At 60.0% G+C, this 15,592-nt stretch carries 10 protein-coding genes and 1 pseudogene; 4 read left to right on the top strand and 7 right to left on the bottom strand.

What is annotated here, in order from left to right; genetic code table 11:
- Positions 1 to 21 precede the first annotated feature (21 nt).
- Both C2R22_RS21585 and C2R22_RS26615 read right to left on the bottom strand, forming a co-directional pair.
- Entirely contained in the window at positions 22 to 708 is a 687-nt protein-coding gene (locus C2R22_RS21585; RefSeq protein ID WP_245903076.1) for an amidohydrolase family protein, read from the bottom strand.
- A complete protein-coding gene (locus tag C2R22_RS26615) occupies positions 600 to 1,028 on the bottom strand; it encodes a hypothetical protein (protein WP_245903080.1) in 429 nt (142 codons plus the stop codon). Before C2R22_RS26615 ends, C2R22_RS21585 begins: the two co-directional genes overlap by 109 nt.
- Positions 1,029 to 1,469: 441 nt before the next feature.
- Here C2R22_RS26615 and C2R22_RS21580 point away from each other — a divergent pair.
- A pseudogene (locus tag C2R22_RS21580) lies at positions 1,470 to 2,479 on the top strand (alcohol dehydrogenase catalytic domain-containing protein).
- Positions 2,480 to 2,783: 304 nt separating this feature from the next.
- Here C2R22_RS21580 and C2R22_RS26610 read toward each other — a convergent pair.
- Positions 2,784 to 3,992 carry a substrate-binding domain-containing protein gene (locus C2R22_RS26610; RefSeq protein WP_245903054.1) on the bottom strand — a complete coding sequence of 403 codons (1,209 nt, stop codon included), beginning with the start codon at positions 3,990 to 3,992 and terminating at the stop codon, positions 2,784 to 2,786.
- A 384-nt stretch (positions 3,993 to 4,376) separates the two neighbouring features.
- Here C2R22_RS26610 and C2R22_RS21570 point away from each other — a divergent pair, with 384 nt between their 5' ends.
- Positions 4,377 to 4,556: a hypothetical protein gene (locus C2R22_RS21570; protein WP_103427853.1), complete on the top strand. Its 180-nt coding sequence runs from the start codon at positions 4,377 to 4,379 to the stop codon at positions 4,554 to 4,556.
- 346 nt (positions 4,557 to 4,902) lie between these two features.
- Here C2R22_RS21570 and C2R22_RS21565 read toward each other — a convergent pair whose 3' ends face one another.
- Complete coding sequence (locus C2R22_RS21565) at positions 4,903 to 5,691, bottom strand: IclR family transcriptional regulator (RefSeq protein ID WP_103427852.1); 789 nt, start codon at positions 5,689 to 5,691, stop codon at positions 4,903 to 4,905.
- Positions 5,692 to 7,837: 2,146 nt separating this feature from the next.
- Positions 7,838 to 8,602 carry an IclR family transcriptional regulator gene (locus C2R22_RS21560; protein WP_103427851.1) on the bottom strand — a complete coding sequence of 255 codons (765 nt, stop codon included), beginning with the start codon at positions 8,600 to 8,602 and terminating at the stop codon, positions 7,838 to 7,840.
- A gap of 430 nt (positions 8,603 to 9,032) precedes the next feature.
- Between C2R22_RS21560 and aceB the strand changes: the two genes are divergently transcribed.
- On the top strand, positions 9,033 to 10,337 hold the full coding sequence (gene aceB / locus C2R22_RS21555) for a malate synthase AceB (protein WP_103427850.1): 1,305 nt from the start codon (positions 9,033 to 9,035) through the stop codon (positions 10,335 to 10,337).
- Between the two features lie 93 nt (positions 10,338 to 10,430).
- Here the strand turns inward: aceB and C2R22_RS21550 are convergent, their stop codons facing one another.
- Positions 10,431 to 10,811 (bottom strand): VOC family protein, encoded by a 381-nt coding sequence (locus tag C2R22_RS21550; protein WP_103427849.1) that lies wholly within the window; start codon positions 10,809 to 10,811, stop codon positions 10,431 to 10,433.
- A 103-nt stretch (positions 10,812 to 10,914) separates the two neighbouring features.
- Between C2R22_RS21550 and C2R22_RS21545 the strand changes: the two genes are divergently transcribed.
- Positions 10,915 to 13,935, top strand: coding sequence for an FAD-binding and (Fe-S)-binding domain-containing protein (locus C2R22_RS21545; RefSeq protein ID WP_103427848.1), 3,021 nt, complete (start codon positions 10,915 to 10,917; stop codon positions 13,933 to 13,935).
- Positions 13,936 to 14,358: 423 nt separating this feature from the next.
- Here the strand turns inward: C2R22_RS21545 and C2R22_RS25365 are convergent, their stop codons facing one another.
- A complete protein-coding gene (locus C2R22_RS25365) occupies positions 14,359 to 14,856 on the bottom strand; it encodes a hypothetical protein (protein ID WP_162562609.1) in 498 nt (165 codons plus the stop codon).
- Positions 14,857 to 15,592: the final 736 nt, after the last annotated feature.

The raw sequence follows: 15,592 nt of genomic DNA, 5'->3' as shown, positions 1-15,592 counted from the left end.
GCGGTCGGGTGATACCCACCCTCAGAAGTCGAAGAGGTCTCTGGCCGTTTCCGACATGATCTTCTCCCGGTCGGCCGCCGCCGGGACGACGGCTTCGACGTCCCCGACGGCGGTGTCGAACTCCTCCATGTCGAACGGGTAGTCCGTCCCGAACACGAAGCGGTCGATTCCGACGGTCTTGAGGGCCGCTTCCAAGGCGGGTTGGTGGAACGAGATCGTATCGTAGTAGAACTCCTGGAGGTATTCGACGAACGGCTTGGTCGGCGGCGCGTCGGGGTCGTTGATCTCGCGGCGGCCCTTGTCGATCCGGCCGGCCAGATGGAGCAACGCGCCGCCCATGTGCGAGATGACGAGGTCGAAGTCGTGGGCGTCGAAGAAGCCGTCGTAGATCAGCCGGGCGACCTGGAGGGTCGTATCAGTCGGAAAGATCACGAGCGGATTGAGGATCGTCTCCGCCGGCCCGAGCGTGTCGCTGAGCACGTTACCGTGGGGATGGATGAACGCCGTCAGCCCCAGTTCGTCAACCCTGTCGAACACCGGCGCGAGTTCCGGGGCCGACAACCTGTCGCCGTTGATCGAAGTGGGCAACGCGATGCCGCTCAGATCCAGATCGCCGGCGATCCGGTCGACTTCGACGAGGGCTTGCTCGGGTTCGCGGAGCGGGAGCATACCGAGTCCGGCGAACGCGTCCGGATAACGGGACTCCAGATCGGCGTACCCGTCGTTGATAGCCCTGACCAGTTCTGTCGACTGCTCGGGGTGAACGCGTCGGAGATGGGGTTCGGCGTCGAGACCGAGGCCACCGTCTTCTCGATATCGTGTTCGTCCATCCACTCCAGTCGCGAGTCCATGTCGTAGAACCCCTCGTCGAGGGGGATTCGGTTGCCGCCGATACCGGCCGCACCGGACCGCTGATGGACCATATACAGCTGGTCGTCAACCGACTCGATACCGACCGGCGTCTCCCACTCGAGGAGGAGATCAACGAACGGTTCCGGCGTACAGTGGTTGTGCACATCTATCCGCATGGGAACGGTATCCAACCCGGCTATGATAAAATTGTGGGAGGGTCGGACGGGCAGAACGGTGAGATCCGACGGGGAGACTCTCGGAACACGACCTGCCAACGCAGTCATACCACCCTTCGTATCTGGCCACAACCGGCCGAGTACTCCCAATCGCATTGCCAGGGGACCATCTCCGACCGACGAGTTCATCGCCTTCACGATCAGGTCGCCGTCGGTCGCGTTCGACTGTGTTTTTGATGTTTTTATGCTGGAGACGGTGGCTCCCAGTGGATCCCTTCGTCCGTTCCTCAACACCCATCGTCCGTTACAACGCTCTCGCGGAACCAGTACCGAGCATCACCCCGTCTCGGTTGGCGATCCGTCCGGACGTGTGTGAGGTGGGCGCAAACACAACGACTTTAGCACCCAAAGGTGGAGAGAGAGCCGATGAGTAGTGATACCATGCAGGTCGCACAGGTGCCCAGCCCCGGCGCGGAGTTCGAACTGGTCGAGCGCGAGATTCCGGTCCCGGGTCCCGACGAGGTCCGGGTCTCCGTCGAAGCCTGCGGCGTCTGTCACAGCGATACGTTCGTCAGAGAAGGATCGTGGTCCGGTATCGAATATCCCCGCGTTCCCGGCCACGAGGTGGCCGGCCGCATCGACGCTGTCGGCGATGCCGTGGAGGAGTGGTCCGCGGGAGAGCGGGTCGGAGTCGGCTGGCACGGCTCTCACTGCTTCACCTGTGCCCCCTGCCGCAGCGGGGAGTTCATCGACTGCACGAACGAGCAGGTGACCGGTATCGACACCGACGGCGGCTACGCAGAGTACGTGATCGCGTCACAGCACGCACTGGCACGGGTTCCTGACGACCTCGACTCGATCGACGCCGCACCGCTGTTGTGTGCGGGGGTCAGCACCTTCAACGTCCTCAGGAAGAGCAACGCACGGATCGGCGACGTGGCGGCAGTCGTCGGGATCGGGGGCTAGGTCACCTCGGCATCCAGTTCGCCCGGGCGGGCGGATTCGAAACGGTCGCGATCTCACGGGGAAGAGAGAAACACGACCTCGCGTTGGACCTCGGGGCGGATCACTACATCGACGCGGCTGCGTCGTCCCCGGCCGAGCAACTGATGGCTCTCGGCGGCGCGTCAGTCGTCATCGCGACCGCGCCGTCCACGGAGGCGATCGAAACAGCGCTCCCGGGACTAGCAGTTGAAGGAGAGCTCTATCCGCTGGGCGTGCCCGAGAACCGGTTCGGCGTCGACGTCGTCGACCTGATCGAGAACCAGCGATCGGTGCACGGTCACTCGTCCGGGACGGCACGTGAGTCACAGGACGTGCTCGAATTCAGTGCTCTCAGATCGATCGCGCCGATGGTCGAGACGTTTCCCCTCGCCGAGGCCGAGACTGCCTATCAACGGATGAAGGATCAGGCGGTCGAGTTCAGGGCCGTCCTCGTTCCGGGTGCCTGAGTCTCGGGCGTTCTGGTCGGATCACGAACAGGATGCGGGAGTTTCGGACCGACAGGCGACGGCTAGCGGCTGAGTCACACCGATCGGGACGGCCAGTCAGAAGACCCCGTCGGAGTGACAACGCGGAGGATCGACACCGAAGGTGGGGCTTTCCCCTCGAACTCTCGTAGCGTCGATGGCGTCCCCGTCACGACGATGGATGTGACGAGACGTACGGATCGATGGTGCCACAAGGCGACCAAGTGGCTGCCGTGAAGTCGTCCGGTTTTTCGAGGTCACGCCGAATGCGGTTCGGTCGTCACCGTTAGGCCATCGACTCGTAGGTGATGTATTCGGCCCAGTTCTCGTTCGTCTGGCCGATCTCCACGAACCGGTCGAGCGCGTTCCGGTCGGTCTGGATCCACTCGTCGTCGAGCGCGTACTCCTCGTACACGGACGGCATCTCGGGCGGTTCGAGGTCGTTCGTGTTGTTCTCGAGGAGGATTTCGTACTCCGTCGCGAAGGTCGCCTCCTGTTCGTTTGCGACGCCGAGGGCCTCGATCATCGCGTCGCTCTGCGTGACGATCCCGACCGGGTCCTCGTGGAAGAGTTTCATCGCCTCGCGCATCGCGTCGTGGTACACCTGACAGACCTCGGTGTTCTCCTCGAAGTACTCCGTTCGAGTCACCTGGTTTTCGAGCGGGACTTGACCGAAGCCGAGTTCGCTCAGCGATTCGCCGAAGTGGAACAGCGGTACTGCCTCGGGTGGGGAGGTCGAATAGAACGGTGCGCCGCCGAGCATCGGGGAGGAGAGACCGGCGGCCAGTTCGCCCTCCACGACCAGTTGACACATCGCGAAGTAGTCCGCGGTGACGATGTTGAAGTCGGCATCCTCCTGCTGGAAGGTGTAGTCGTAGTTCTCCTCGATGGTGATCTGCACACCGAGCGTCGAACCGGACCCCCACCCGTCGATACCGAACGGTTCGCCCGACTCGGCGAGGGCGTCGATGGAGGCTTCCACGCTTCCCGTGTTGTCGGGGTCGTAGTCGCCGCCGCCCGCGACCACCAGTTCGGCGGCCTGCGGGACGACTTTGCCGAAGACGGTGATCGGGATGTCCTCGTTCGGCCCGAGTCGACTCGCTTCGAGCGAACCGAACTGGGCGATTTGGGCCTGGCCGGAGGAGAACAGCGGCACGTCGTCCCACGTTCGCTCGTCGTTGAACGTGGTATCGACACCGTGTTCGTCCTTGTACTTCTGTATCAGGTCCTCGTTTTCCATGATGTCCCCGAGAACCGCCCACCATCCCGTCGGTGGGTAGGTAATCGTCACCTCGTCGGGGAAGTTACTACCGCCGCCCGTCGATTCACCGTTGCTGCCTCCTCCGTCGCCACCATCGCCACCACCGCCACCACCGCTACCACCGCCGCCATCGCTACCACCGTCTCCACCATTGCCGCCATTACTACCACCGCTCCCACCATTGCCACCATCGCTGCCTGTACATCCCGCGAGACCGATTCCGGCGACACCCACGCCGGTGGTCTTCAGGAACGTTCGCCGGTTTACGCTACGGTCGGTCCGCGCAGTTCGATTGCTATCATTTACCATGGGGATTACCCTGCCGGGATGTATACACACAACATTATATATGTGACGAATCTTGGCGTTCAACTATTTAATAGTTCGTAAAATCACGGTTGGGAGGTGAACAGTATCCTGATGGCCGCCGGGTAGTTTCGGCTTCTCTCGTACGCGTGTCCGACCAGTCGCCAGCACGAGAGTGAAACTTGGGTTCTCCAGTCCAGTTCGACGGCTCGAACGGCGTGAAACCGATGCAACCGTCCTACACACCGTTCCTCGCGGCTCGTCCGGAATCGCCGCTACACTTATTTTCGCCGTACGAATAGTTGACTACGCATGACATCGCGCCTCCTCGGTTGGCCGCTCATCCTCGGTAGTTTCGGCCTCGTCTTCGGACTCATCGTCGGTCAAGCGGCGATATCGGTGGGAGACGTCTCGACGTTGGGCGGTCCGTGGGGCCCAGCAGCCGGCAGCGTTCTCGGTGTCCTGTTGGGTCTGTACTTCGAATACACGTAGGTGACAGTGGCCGATCGTGGTCCCGTGAATGACCTCCCGGAGGTCGTCGCCGGCATCGACGAATCTTCCCGAGGAGCGTCTCCGAGAGGTCATGGACGAGGGGGACTACGTCGGAGAAGACGACGTCGTCACAATCGTCTGGCTCTCCCTCCGTCTCGAAAAGCCGCTCCTCGTCGAGGGTGAACCAAGGAGCGATTAGACGGAAGGTGGGAACGTGCTCGCCGAACGGTTCGACACCGAACCGACCCGGTTGCGGTGTGAGGAAGGGCTGACGGCCGAAAGCTCACTGGTCGAGTGGAGCGACACCAAACAGCTGTGGATCCACGCCACCGAGAGGAGCGGACACTTACTCGTACGTCACGGTCTGGAGGTTGACTTCGCACACGTTGGCCGCGTTGATCACCTGCTGTGGCAGTTCCTCCTCGAACCGCTCGCCCTGGAGCCTACTCACCGGGCCAGTGACGGCGATCGCCCCGGCGACATCGCCGTCGGGTCCGACAATCGACTTACCGACCGCCCGTATGCCGTGTATGAACTCCTGATCACCGTAGGCGTGGCCCCGCTCTCGGACCTCGTCTAACTCCTCGAACAGGATGTCGCGGTCGATGATCGTGTTCCGGGTGTACTGAGTCATCCCCCGCTCGTCGAGTATGGCATGTACCTCGTCGTCAGACATAGAGGCCAAGATACACTTTCCAGTACCAGTACAGTGGAGGTGGTCAAGTGGCCCTTCCCGTTTCTTCTCGTGGTACTCGGCCCCAACTGCCTCCGAACCGTAGTGCTCGTAGGGGTAGAACATCTGGCCGTTGTGCTCGATACCGAGGTGAGCACATTCGCCCGTCTCTCGGGCTAACTTTTCGACCTGATCTTTCGACGCCTGATAGAGATCGGACCGGTTGCGCACGTACTCTCCAAGGGTGAGCATCTGCGGACCGAGGTCGTACGTGTGGCCGTCTTGAACGACGAACCCCGCCAGTTTCAACGTCGCGAGGTGGGTGTGAACCGACGGCTGGGAGAGGGGCACCCGTTCGGTCAGTTCGGAAACCGTCGCTCCCTGCAGCTCCCGAATGAGTTTGATGATGTTGGTGGTCTGAGCGACGGATTTTATGGTCCGGGGGTTGGTATTGTTCGTCACGGCATCGCTTGGAGGGGAACCGGCAAAAGTGTATTGGTAATATCAAATCGAAAGGGCCACTCGCCGTCTGGCGGGCGATAACGCAACCCGTGTCGGGACCGAGGAGACACCTGCTCCGCCGAGAACCCGTTCTCCGCGTGGATCGGTGATCGTCGTGTGTCAGTGTCAGAGACGAGCGTAAACACGAGGCCCCCCGATCCCGGTCGACCCTTTCGACGTACGTCGGTTTCTCCATACCGTACCACGACCTGTGTGTCAGTCCGAAAGCCCATATCGAGAGTGTATTGGTAATACCAAATATTCATCTTCATTCCATATGGATTCGATCGGATACAACGAGACGCCGGAGAGTCGGCGATAATATCACCACTCGTTGGCCGAAAATCAACGCTCAATCGGACGAAACAGGTTCCGAACGGGGGTGATTACTCGTATCCACCGTCCACACTCGCGATCGAGGACGCAACGACCGCCGAGTCGATGTTATTGACTATACCAAATACAATATTTTATCATTAGATACAGTGCAGACAAATTCCAGGAGATTTTTCTGGATATACCGTGTGAAATACGAACTAGTAATAGATGTAGTGGGAAAAATATCGGTTCGATTACTGATCTGTATCGAATTGTTATTATCAAATCACTGTGAAAGTGATTGTCTATCGCCCTCGGCCCTCGATATCGAGTTCCGCGGCACCGTCACGCCCGACCAGTCTGGTGAACGAACGCTTCGTCTCCTTCTTCGGTGTCGTCACCCGCTTCGATGAGAACACGAGAGTGCGCCGTTAGCACTCTCGAAGACCGATGCTCGGTCGCGACTGAAGTGTCTCCGTGAAGTTACACTCGCCGCTGCAGTCTACAGCGTCGAGCAGGCTGTCAGATAACGGAGAGAGCAGAGAATTACTTACGTTTAGGTGTAATTTCTTGGTGCGGCCATAGATTACACGCATACAACTGTAAGTATAGGGTTCGAGATGACCAACGGCTTCACCCTCGTGAGCACATGCTTATCTGCTATGAGACCAGGAAAGAGAATAGAACCGTTTTTGCCTGTAGGACCTCGACTCGCTCCGCAGATATCACGAAGAGTGTGACCCCGCGACACCGCGGGACAGATTACTTGGAACAAGCCGAAGGATTGTCTCGCCAACGACGTCGACTGGCGGTCGCTCATCGAGCGCTCGCTGCGGTCGTTGAACGGGGTAGAAGCGTAAGATAAATGCAATATCACGGGCGACGAGAACCCGACTTCCGACCCACGTGTAGAAGCGGTCGACAGCGAGCAACAACGTCGAGTCAGCTGTATTGCCGTATACAACCACGACCATTCGCCGTCCATTTTTATCAGCGGGTTCGTCGTCCGCGACCACGTCGGCTGCGCCGGTCTCAGAGATCGTAGATTTCTGAGGCTCGCGTCTCAAACTGGTCTAACTGGACGGTGCCGCGCGAACGGCACGATGTCAGACCTCCTTACGCGTCGAATGCCCCACCTGCGTACGTGAAACCACCGTTCACAGCGGGAGGATGCTATACCAATTCGCGGCCGAGGGAAGTTGAGACTACACCTCGTTTTCTGCGAGACACCGTTATGTTCGGCGTGCATCCATTGGGTGGCGCCATCCCTGTAGGAAATCGCACCGAGAATCCGCTGAATCGGTCGATTCCCGTTCACCTCGTCTAGCGAATCGTGTGATTGCTCGACCGGTACCTGCCCGGAGACGCTGACTCGGTGTGGACGGCGGCACCGTCTAGTGAAGGAATGAACAGGTCGAAGAGCTAGTGACGCATGTACTCCCAGACCTGTTTAAACACTTGGTAGACACCGATACGCTCGACTGTCGGCAGCGGGAGCGGACGCCCGTCAGGACGTTCGCCGTCTAACGCCTGACGCGGGACTTTCTTTCGGTGAAACAGACACGGTTCTTCGGCTTATTGGCGTCAGACGGTCGTTTCAGGCAATCCGGACGTGAATTCGTCGGTCGGCGTTCACCGGCCCGGTTCTCGACGCGACTCCGCCAGTGGTATTACGACCATACGTCTGTAACGCTTTGATCTCGTCGACCGACCTTGGAGCGACCTCGTCAGTCGTCGGTTCGTGCGACTCGGCAGAACACGCCCGTCGGGACTCGTCTGAACAGAGAGGCTAGTCGTACACGAGATTGACTTCGATGACGTTCGCCGCCTGTTTGACCGTGTCAATTATCTCGCTCTCGGCGTCGGGCGACGTCATCCGGTTGATCGGCGCGGTGATACTGATGGCCGCCTCGCGCCGGTCACCGGTCTCGATCGGAACGCCGACGCACCCGGTTCCGTCCACTCGCTCCTCTTTGTCGTAGGCGATCCCGCGCTCTCGGATCACTTCCAGTTCGTCGAACAACGCCTCTCGGTCGGTGATCGTGTTGTCCGTCTCCTGGGGCAGTCCGTGCCTCTCGAGTATCGCTTCGACGCGCGTGTCCGACAGACTCGACAGGAGTGCCTTACCGATCGCCGTCTGGTGGAGATAGACGCGTTTCCCGAGACTTGTGTCCAGACTCACCGCCCGGTCCCCGCTGGTCGTGTGAATGTAGATCCCGTAGCCGCGTTCTTCGACCATCAGGTTGGCGAGTTCCCCGGTCTCGACCGCCATCCGCCGCACCTCGGGTTTCGCCACCTCGTAGATGCCGTCGTAGCGCTGTGCGATCCCGCCGAGTTCGAGACAGCGCAGACCGATGCGGTACTCGTCGTGGCGGAAGACGACGAATCCACCCTCTTCCAGCGTGTTGAGGTGTTTGTAGATCGTGCTCTTCGCGAAATCGAGATCCGCCGCCAGTTCCGAGAGCGTCGCCCCGCCGTCACGCGCCTCTATCCCCGAGAGCACCGCCAACGAAGTCTCGGTCGCTCGGACCGAGTCCGTCTTTGCCTTTCTCATCACTTTGCGAATCTTGATCCGACCGAATAAGTGTTGTCGTCGGGATCCGATTCCACCTCTCTCGGACCCGTGCGTGGATTCTGTCGGCGATACTGTTCGGCGGATCCGACCGCACGCGGATGTACCCCTCCTCGCATCCGTTCGGAATGGGGAAACGAGCCTCATGGCTGATGAGTATACGCACTCGACAGTAATACGTTAAAATCCGGTGAAATCCGTCTATCGCCGTTCGATTCCCTGCTGATTTATCGATAAGTACGGGCTTCGTGCGGTCAGACGACTAGCAGTTCCCCGCCGATAGTTATCTAGTCAACCCTTCCTATTTCCTCACGTCGAACGTGCTCGGAGATGAACAGTTCTTCCGGCAGAAACACGCTCGTCCCCCATGCGATATCTTTAATCGTCTCGAGTGAGGTGGACCACACGTCACATGAGCGTTAAACGGCACTACGAACGAGAGTTCGTCAGAACGTTCTTCACCTCGCCGACGGCGGTCAAGGGCGAAGACGACTCCGCGAAGATGATCCGAAGCGCGTCGCAACTCAGCGGGATGAGCGCGCCCGACGTCTGGGTTCCAGACAACGAGGACGCAACGGCACCATCGATGCGTGATGAGGGTGTCCAGAACATCGTCGACGTCGTCTCGGAGAACGGCGCGGACTTCCCCGGTGAGATTCACCCGCGGATGGTGTGGCACCGCGAGTCGCCGGCGACTCGCTATCAGGGCTTTCAGCACATGCTGGAGATAGCCGACCCGGAGAAGGGAGCGATCCAACACATCGACGGCTTCGTCATCCCCGAAGTCGGCGACATCGACGACTGGAAGAAGGCCGACGAGTTCTTCACCATCGTCGAGAACGAATACGGTCTCGAAGAAGGCAGTCTCTCGATGTCAGTCATCGTCGAGAGCGGGGAAGCCGAGTTGGCGATGGGCGACCTCCGCGAGGAGATGGGCAAGCCCTCGAACAACCTCGAACGCCTGTTCCTCCTCGTCGACGGCGAAGTCGACTACACGAAGGACATGCGCGCGATGACGCCGACCGGTGAACTCCCGGCGTGGCCGGAACTCCGCCACAACACCTCGCGAGGCGCGAGTGCGGCCGGTCTCATCGCCGTCGACGGTCCCTACGACGACATCCGCGACGTCGAAGGCTACCACGAACGGATGCGGGACAACCAAGCCAAGGGGATGCTCGGCATCTGGTCGCTCACGCCCGGTCAGGTGGTCGAAGCCAACACGGCACCGCTCCCGCCGAAGACGGGGAGTTGGCTCCTCGAAGTCGATAACAGATCGGTCGAACTCGTCGAGGAAGACGGGCGGCAGGTCTACGACGGGGACGACGTCTCTCTCGAAGAGACGGGCGACGGCTACACCCTCCGCGTCGGGAGCGACGAAGACGAACTCGACGACGACGAACTCCGCGAGACGCTGCTGGACATGACTGCGTACGTCCCCAGCATGGACGACATCGTGGACTCGATGGAGGAGTTCGAGGCGGCCAAGGAGGCCGGGAAGGGCGCTATCGCCATGACGCAGTCGACGACGATAGTCATCGACGGCATCGAAGTCGAAATACGCAAAGACCGGATGTGGGACGAAGCCACCTATCAGGCGGCGCAGACACCGATCACGCTGTTCCAAGACGTCTACGAGCACCGTCCCGACCAGCACAACGAACTCGCGGAGATGTACGGATCGGACGTCGTCGAACGCGCGACCGACGTCGGTAACTGAGCGGCGTTACAGGGAGCGTCTCCGTCTCTCCTCGAAGCCAGCGAGACGGGATGTTCCCGCGTTACGGGATTCCGACGGGGGTAGCGGGCCTGTTCAGTCGTCGAGCGGTTCGATGAGTTCGACGAGGTGGCCATCCGGGTCCTCCACGAACGCGGTGTACGCTCCCGCCTCCGGTTGGGGACCGGGTTCTTTCTCGACCCCGTAGTGGTCGATCCGTTCGACCGTCTCGTCCACGTCCTCGACGCCGAGGGCGAGGTGGTCCCACCCGGTACCCATCTCGAACTCCGTCTCGTTCTTGGTCTCGGACAGTTGGAGTTCGACGCCGCTCCCGTCGGCCACGTAGTAGTTCGTCGTCTCGTCGTCCGCCGTGGTGAACTGCCACGACTCGGAGAATCCGAACTGCTCGTAGAACGCGATCGACTCCGCGGCGTCTGCCACGTTCAGACACATGTGCAGTATCGTTGCGTCGGACATATCCCATGTCAGAGATGGCGCGTGAAATATGTGTGGGATATCAGCACGTCGCGTGTGCCTCCCCAACACAATGTTTATTTATTGTCGAATACGAGAAAGATTCATGACTATCGAAGACGGCGCAGCTACTTGGTCTGCCACAGAGTTGGACCAGCCTCGCCCGGACGTCGCGGAGTACCGCGAACTGGCGAGCGAGTTGCGCTCGCGAGTCGATGGGAGGGTGGAGTTCGACGAGTACACGCAAGTCCTCTACGCGACCGACGGCAGTATCTACAGCGCGCGACCCGCCGGGGTCGTGTACCCGACGGACATCGACGACGTGCAGTCGGCGGTGGAGGTGGCGACGAACCACGGCGTCCCGATACTCCCGCGCGGGACGGGGTCGTCGCTCGCGGGACAGACGGTGGGTCCCGGGTGTGTCGTGTTGGACGTCTCGCGGCACATGGACGGCGTCCTCGATATCGACCCCGAAGAACAGACCGCACGGATCCAACCCGGCGTCGTTCAGGACGACTTAGACGACGAACTCGCGGACTACGGCCTGAAGTTCGCGCCGGACCCGGCGTCGTCCAACCGCGCGACGGTCGGCGGTGGGATCGGGAACAACTCCACCGGGGCGCACTCGGTCCGCTACGGCATCACCGACGCGTACACCGACGCCGTGACGGCCGTTCTCTCGGACGGATCGGTCATCGACGCCCGCGAAGTCGTGATCGACTCTCCGGAGTGGGAGGACATCGTCTCGAAGGACGACCGCGAGGCGCACATCTACCGCACCGTCCGCGAGGTGGTCGAGGAGAACGCGGACGAGATCGAGACCCGGTACCCCGACCTGAAACGGCGAGTCACGGGCTACAACCTCGACCGGGTCGTCTACGAGAACACCGACGGAGAGCGCGTGATGAACCTCGCGAAACTGTTCGTCGGGTCCGAAGGGACGCTCGGCGTCATCGTCGAGGCCGAACTCTCGCTCGTGACCGTTCCCGAGGAGACGGCGCTCGCGCTGTACTGCTTCGACGACTTGGTGAAGGCCATGCAGGCCGTTCCGGTCGCACTCGAGTACGACGTGAGCGCCGTCGAGTTGATGGACGACGAGGTGTTCCGACTCGCCGCCGACTCCGACGGCTACGCGCAGTACGTCGAACCGATCCCCGAGGGGACGGAGGCGGCCCTCATGCTCGAATACGACTCGGAACTCCACGCGGACTTCGAGGAGGCCATCGCGGCCACGAACGACCGGTTCCTCGACGACGGCGAGGCGTTCGCCGTCGTCGAAGCGTACACGGACGAAGAGCAAGCCGACATCTGGAAGCTCCGTAAGGCCGCGATTCCGCTGTTGATGGGCATGGACGGCGACCCGAAACCCTACCCGTTCATCGAAGACGCAACCGTTCCACCGGCCGAGTTGGCCGAGTACGTCCAGAAGTTCGAAGACGTCCTCCACAATCACGACACGTCGGCGGCTTACTTCGCGCACGCGGGGTCGGGGACGCTCCACATCCGACCGATTCTGAACCTGAAAGAAGAGGCGGGAATCGAGGCGATGCACTCCATCACCGACGACGTGACCGACCTGGTCCTCGAACACAACGGTTCGTTCTCGGGCGAACACGGCGACGGGATGGCTCGCACCGAATTCACGCCGAAGATGTACGGCGACGACCTCTGGCGGGCGTTCAAGGAGGTAAAAACCGCGTTCGATCCCGAGTGGTGGATGCACCCCGGCAACGTCGTCTACCGCGACGGTTCGGACGACGTCGGACCGGATACGGACCGCGGCGTGGGCGCGGACATGCGCGAGAACCTGCGGTACGGGGCGGCGTACCAGTCGATAGAGCCGCAGACGACGCTCGACTTCTCCGAGGAGGGGGGATTCTCGCACCTCGTCGAACTCTGTAACGGCTGTGGCACCTGCCGGCAGACGGGCGAAGAGGTGATGTGTCCCACGTACCGCGCGTCGAAAGAGGAGGTGCAGACGACGCGCGGGCGGGCGAACCTCCTGCGCTCGGCCATCAGCGGCGATTTGCCCGAAGAGGAGATTCACTCGGATCGATTCCAGTCGGAGGTGTTGGATCTCTGCATCGGGTGTAAGGGGTGCAAGAGCGACTGTCCGACCGGCGTCGACATGGCGAAACTGAAGACCGAAGTGAAACACCAGCACCACGAGAAGGCGGGCGTCGACCTCCGCGAGCGCCTGTTCGCAAACATCGACACCGCGTCGAAGGTGGGATCGATGCTGGCACCCGTCTCGAACTGGGCGACCGAGATACCGGGCGCGCGGACCGTCATGCAGAGACTGTTCGGTATCGCACCGGAGCGGGAACTGCCTCGCTTCCGCCGGGAGACCCTTCGGCACTGGTTCGCGGCGCGCGGCGGGTCGTCGATCGACCGGGCCGACGCCGAGCGTCGAGTCGTCCTGTTCCCCGACACGTACACGAACTACTCGTATCCCGCGGCGGGCAAAGCGGCCGTCGAAGCGCTCGAAGCGGCGGGCGTACACGTCGTCATTCCCGGCGACACCGCGCCGTCGGGTCGGGCCGCCTACTCGACGGGGATGCTCGACCTCGCCGCCGAGCGAGCGCGGACGAACGTCGACCGGATGGCGAACGCCGTGGCCAACGGCTGGGACATCGTTTTCGTCGAACCGTCCGACGCCGTGATGTTCCAAGACGAGTACCGAGACTTGCTCGACGGCCGAGACGTCGAACTCGTCGCCGAGAGCGCCTACGGGGTCTTGGAGTATCTCGACGTTCACCGTCTCGACGAGTCGCTCCCGGTCGAAGACAGAACGTCCGGTGTGGCGGGCTCACTGAGCTATCACGGACACTGCAACCAGAAAGCGACGAACAAGGACCATCACGCGGTTGGCGTCCTTCGCCGCGTCGGGTACGACGTCGCCCCCCTCGACTCGACCTGTTGCGGGATGGCCGGGAGCTTCGGGTACCACGACGAGCACTACGACCTCTCGAAGGCCATCGGTCGCCTCCTGTTCGAGGAGGTCGACGAGAGCGATGGCGAACGGGTCGTCGCACCCGGCGGGTCGTGTCGTTCGCAGCTAGGTGATCGCGACGGGACCGACGATATCCCGCCACACCCCATCGAAGCGGTCGCCGAGCGCCTGTAGTCAGGCCGTCGGGCGACCGCCGCCGTCATCCTTCCGAGTCGATGAAAAACGACTCGAATGTGTGTATGATAGATAGGTCCGATCGAGAACAGCGCCGTGCCGAACTTAAGAATACAGAACTCTCTGTATATTATCTCGCTGCCAAATTTTGACAGCAGTATCCAGACAGAAGAGGAACAGTCTCCCGGTGATGAGAAACAAGTCGGAACCGAAAACGATTTTCGCCAGCGATACTGAGTGGGATCACTCTTGGACTCCTCGGGATACGTTGCCCACTACACGACCGATTCCGATTTTTTCGACTCCCGTCAGAGAGCGAGATCGTGAAATGTCACGATGGAAGAACGATGAGCGCTGCCCTACCGCAATCACGTCCGAACTCGAACGGAAGGACCTCGAAGAGAGGCTTTGATATCTAAACACTTATCTCGATACATCACTCGAAGCGCGGTACAGCGGAGACGTGAGGGCAAAGCGGCGCTCTCTCCTGACGGGCCACCGAAACCGTTTCCAACATCGGCTTAGTCGACGCCGATACGGCCCGAGGAGTCCGACGGTGAGCGCGAACGATTGAACGAACTGATGATGGATCACGACGAGTTCTTCGATGAATTCGGCGCGCTGGGCGAGTCCACCTACGCGGATGGCGCCATCCCGAAACCGTATGCGTGGCACCTTCCCCGATGGTATATCAAATCTGGCCAATTGGCTGCTCTCGATACTCTTCAAGAGCAGGTTCACTAGCCGCTGCTTCTCGGACGAATTATCCACATCAATTTCCCCAATTTTCAATGTATCCCCTTGAACTATTCCGAGGTCATCAACAGTTGAAATATCGAATTTTTGTAACTCTGAAACACTGATCCCAGTTGCTCGAAGGCCGACCAGAATTATCTCTTCTTGCGTCAGTTCAGCTACCATATCCGCCTGTGGTTCGTTCAATTTCCTAGATTTGAATCTATTTCACCTCCGGAATTGAGAAAGCAGGATGAATCCCCCTCTCCATGCACGATTGTTTTTAACCGTCTAAAGCGTACGCTAAACGGGGCTGGTATAGCCCCAGCACGCCTCTATCACAGAGGTGGCGATCGGGTTAGTGCTCCACAGCCTCTCAAAGCGAGAGCACTAACCTGGCCGTTGACCTGGATTTCAGCCAGGCCGTTCATTTCTCATATTGCCATTGTTAGTCTCTGGTATGGAGTGATAGAAGTTAAAACCCTAGTAGAACTATCCCATTTTTATGAAAAACCTTTAATTTAGTAGGTATTTTTGTCTTTTCAATACACTCTTGCACACTCGATCAAAGGCTTTAGCGAAAAAGCGTGTGAAATTTCACACCGAATTGCTTTCACATAGCCTTGCTATTTGAGTTACATATTCGTCGACACCTTATATATGTTTATTTTCAAACAGAATAGACAGATGATATCTATTAATGACGGGTGAAGATTTAAAATATGAGATTGTCACGGTGTTGGTTCCACGGTCTCCGCGATGGAGACAACAGTCTACCACAACTCACGGCAAAGTTAACGTGACTTCAACCATTGCAGAGATGAAGGCCGTTCGTCTGACTTCACTCCTCGCACCACCAACTGCCAACAGCTCATTTCAATTCAATCAAGAGCACCGAATCTCTCCTCCCGCATCAACTCAG

The sequence above is a fragment of the Salinigranum rubrum genome, assembly GCF_002906575.1.
Classification (GTDB): Archaea; Halobacteriota; Halobacteria; order Halobacteriales; family Haloferacaceae; genus Salinigranum; species Salinigranum rubrum.
Note: the sequence above shows the minus strand (reverse complement) of the source record. Positions and strands in the feature narration are given on the sequence as shown.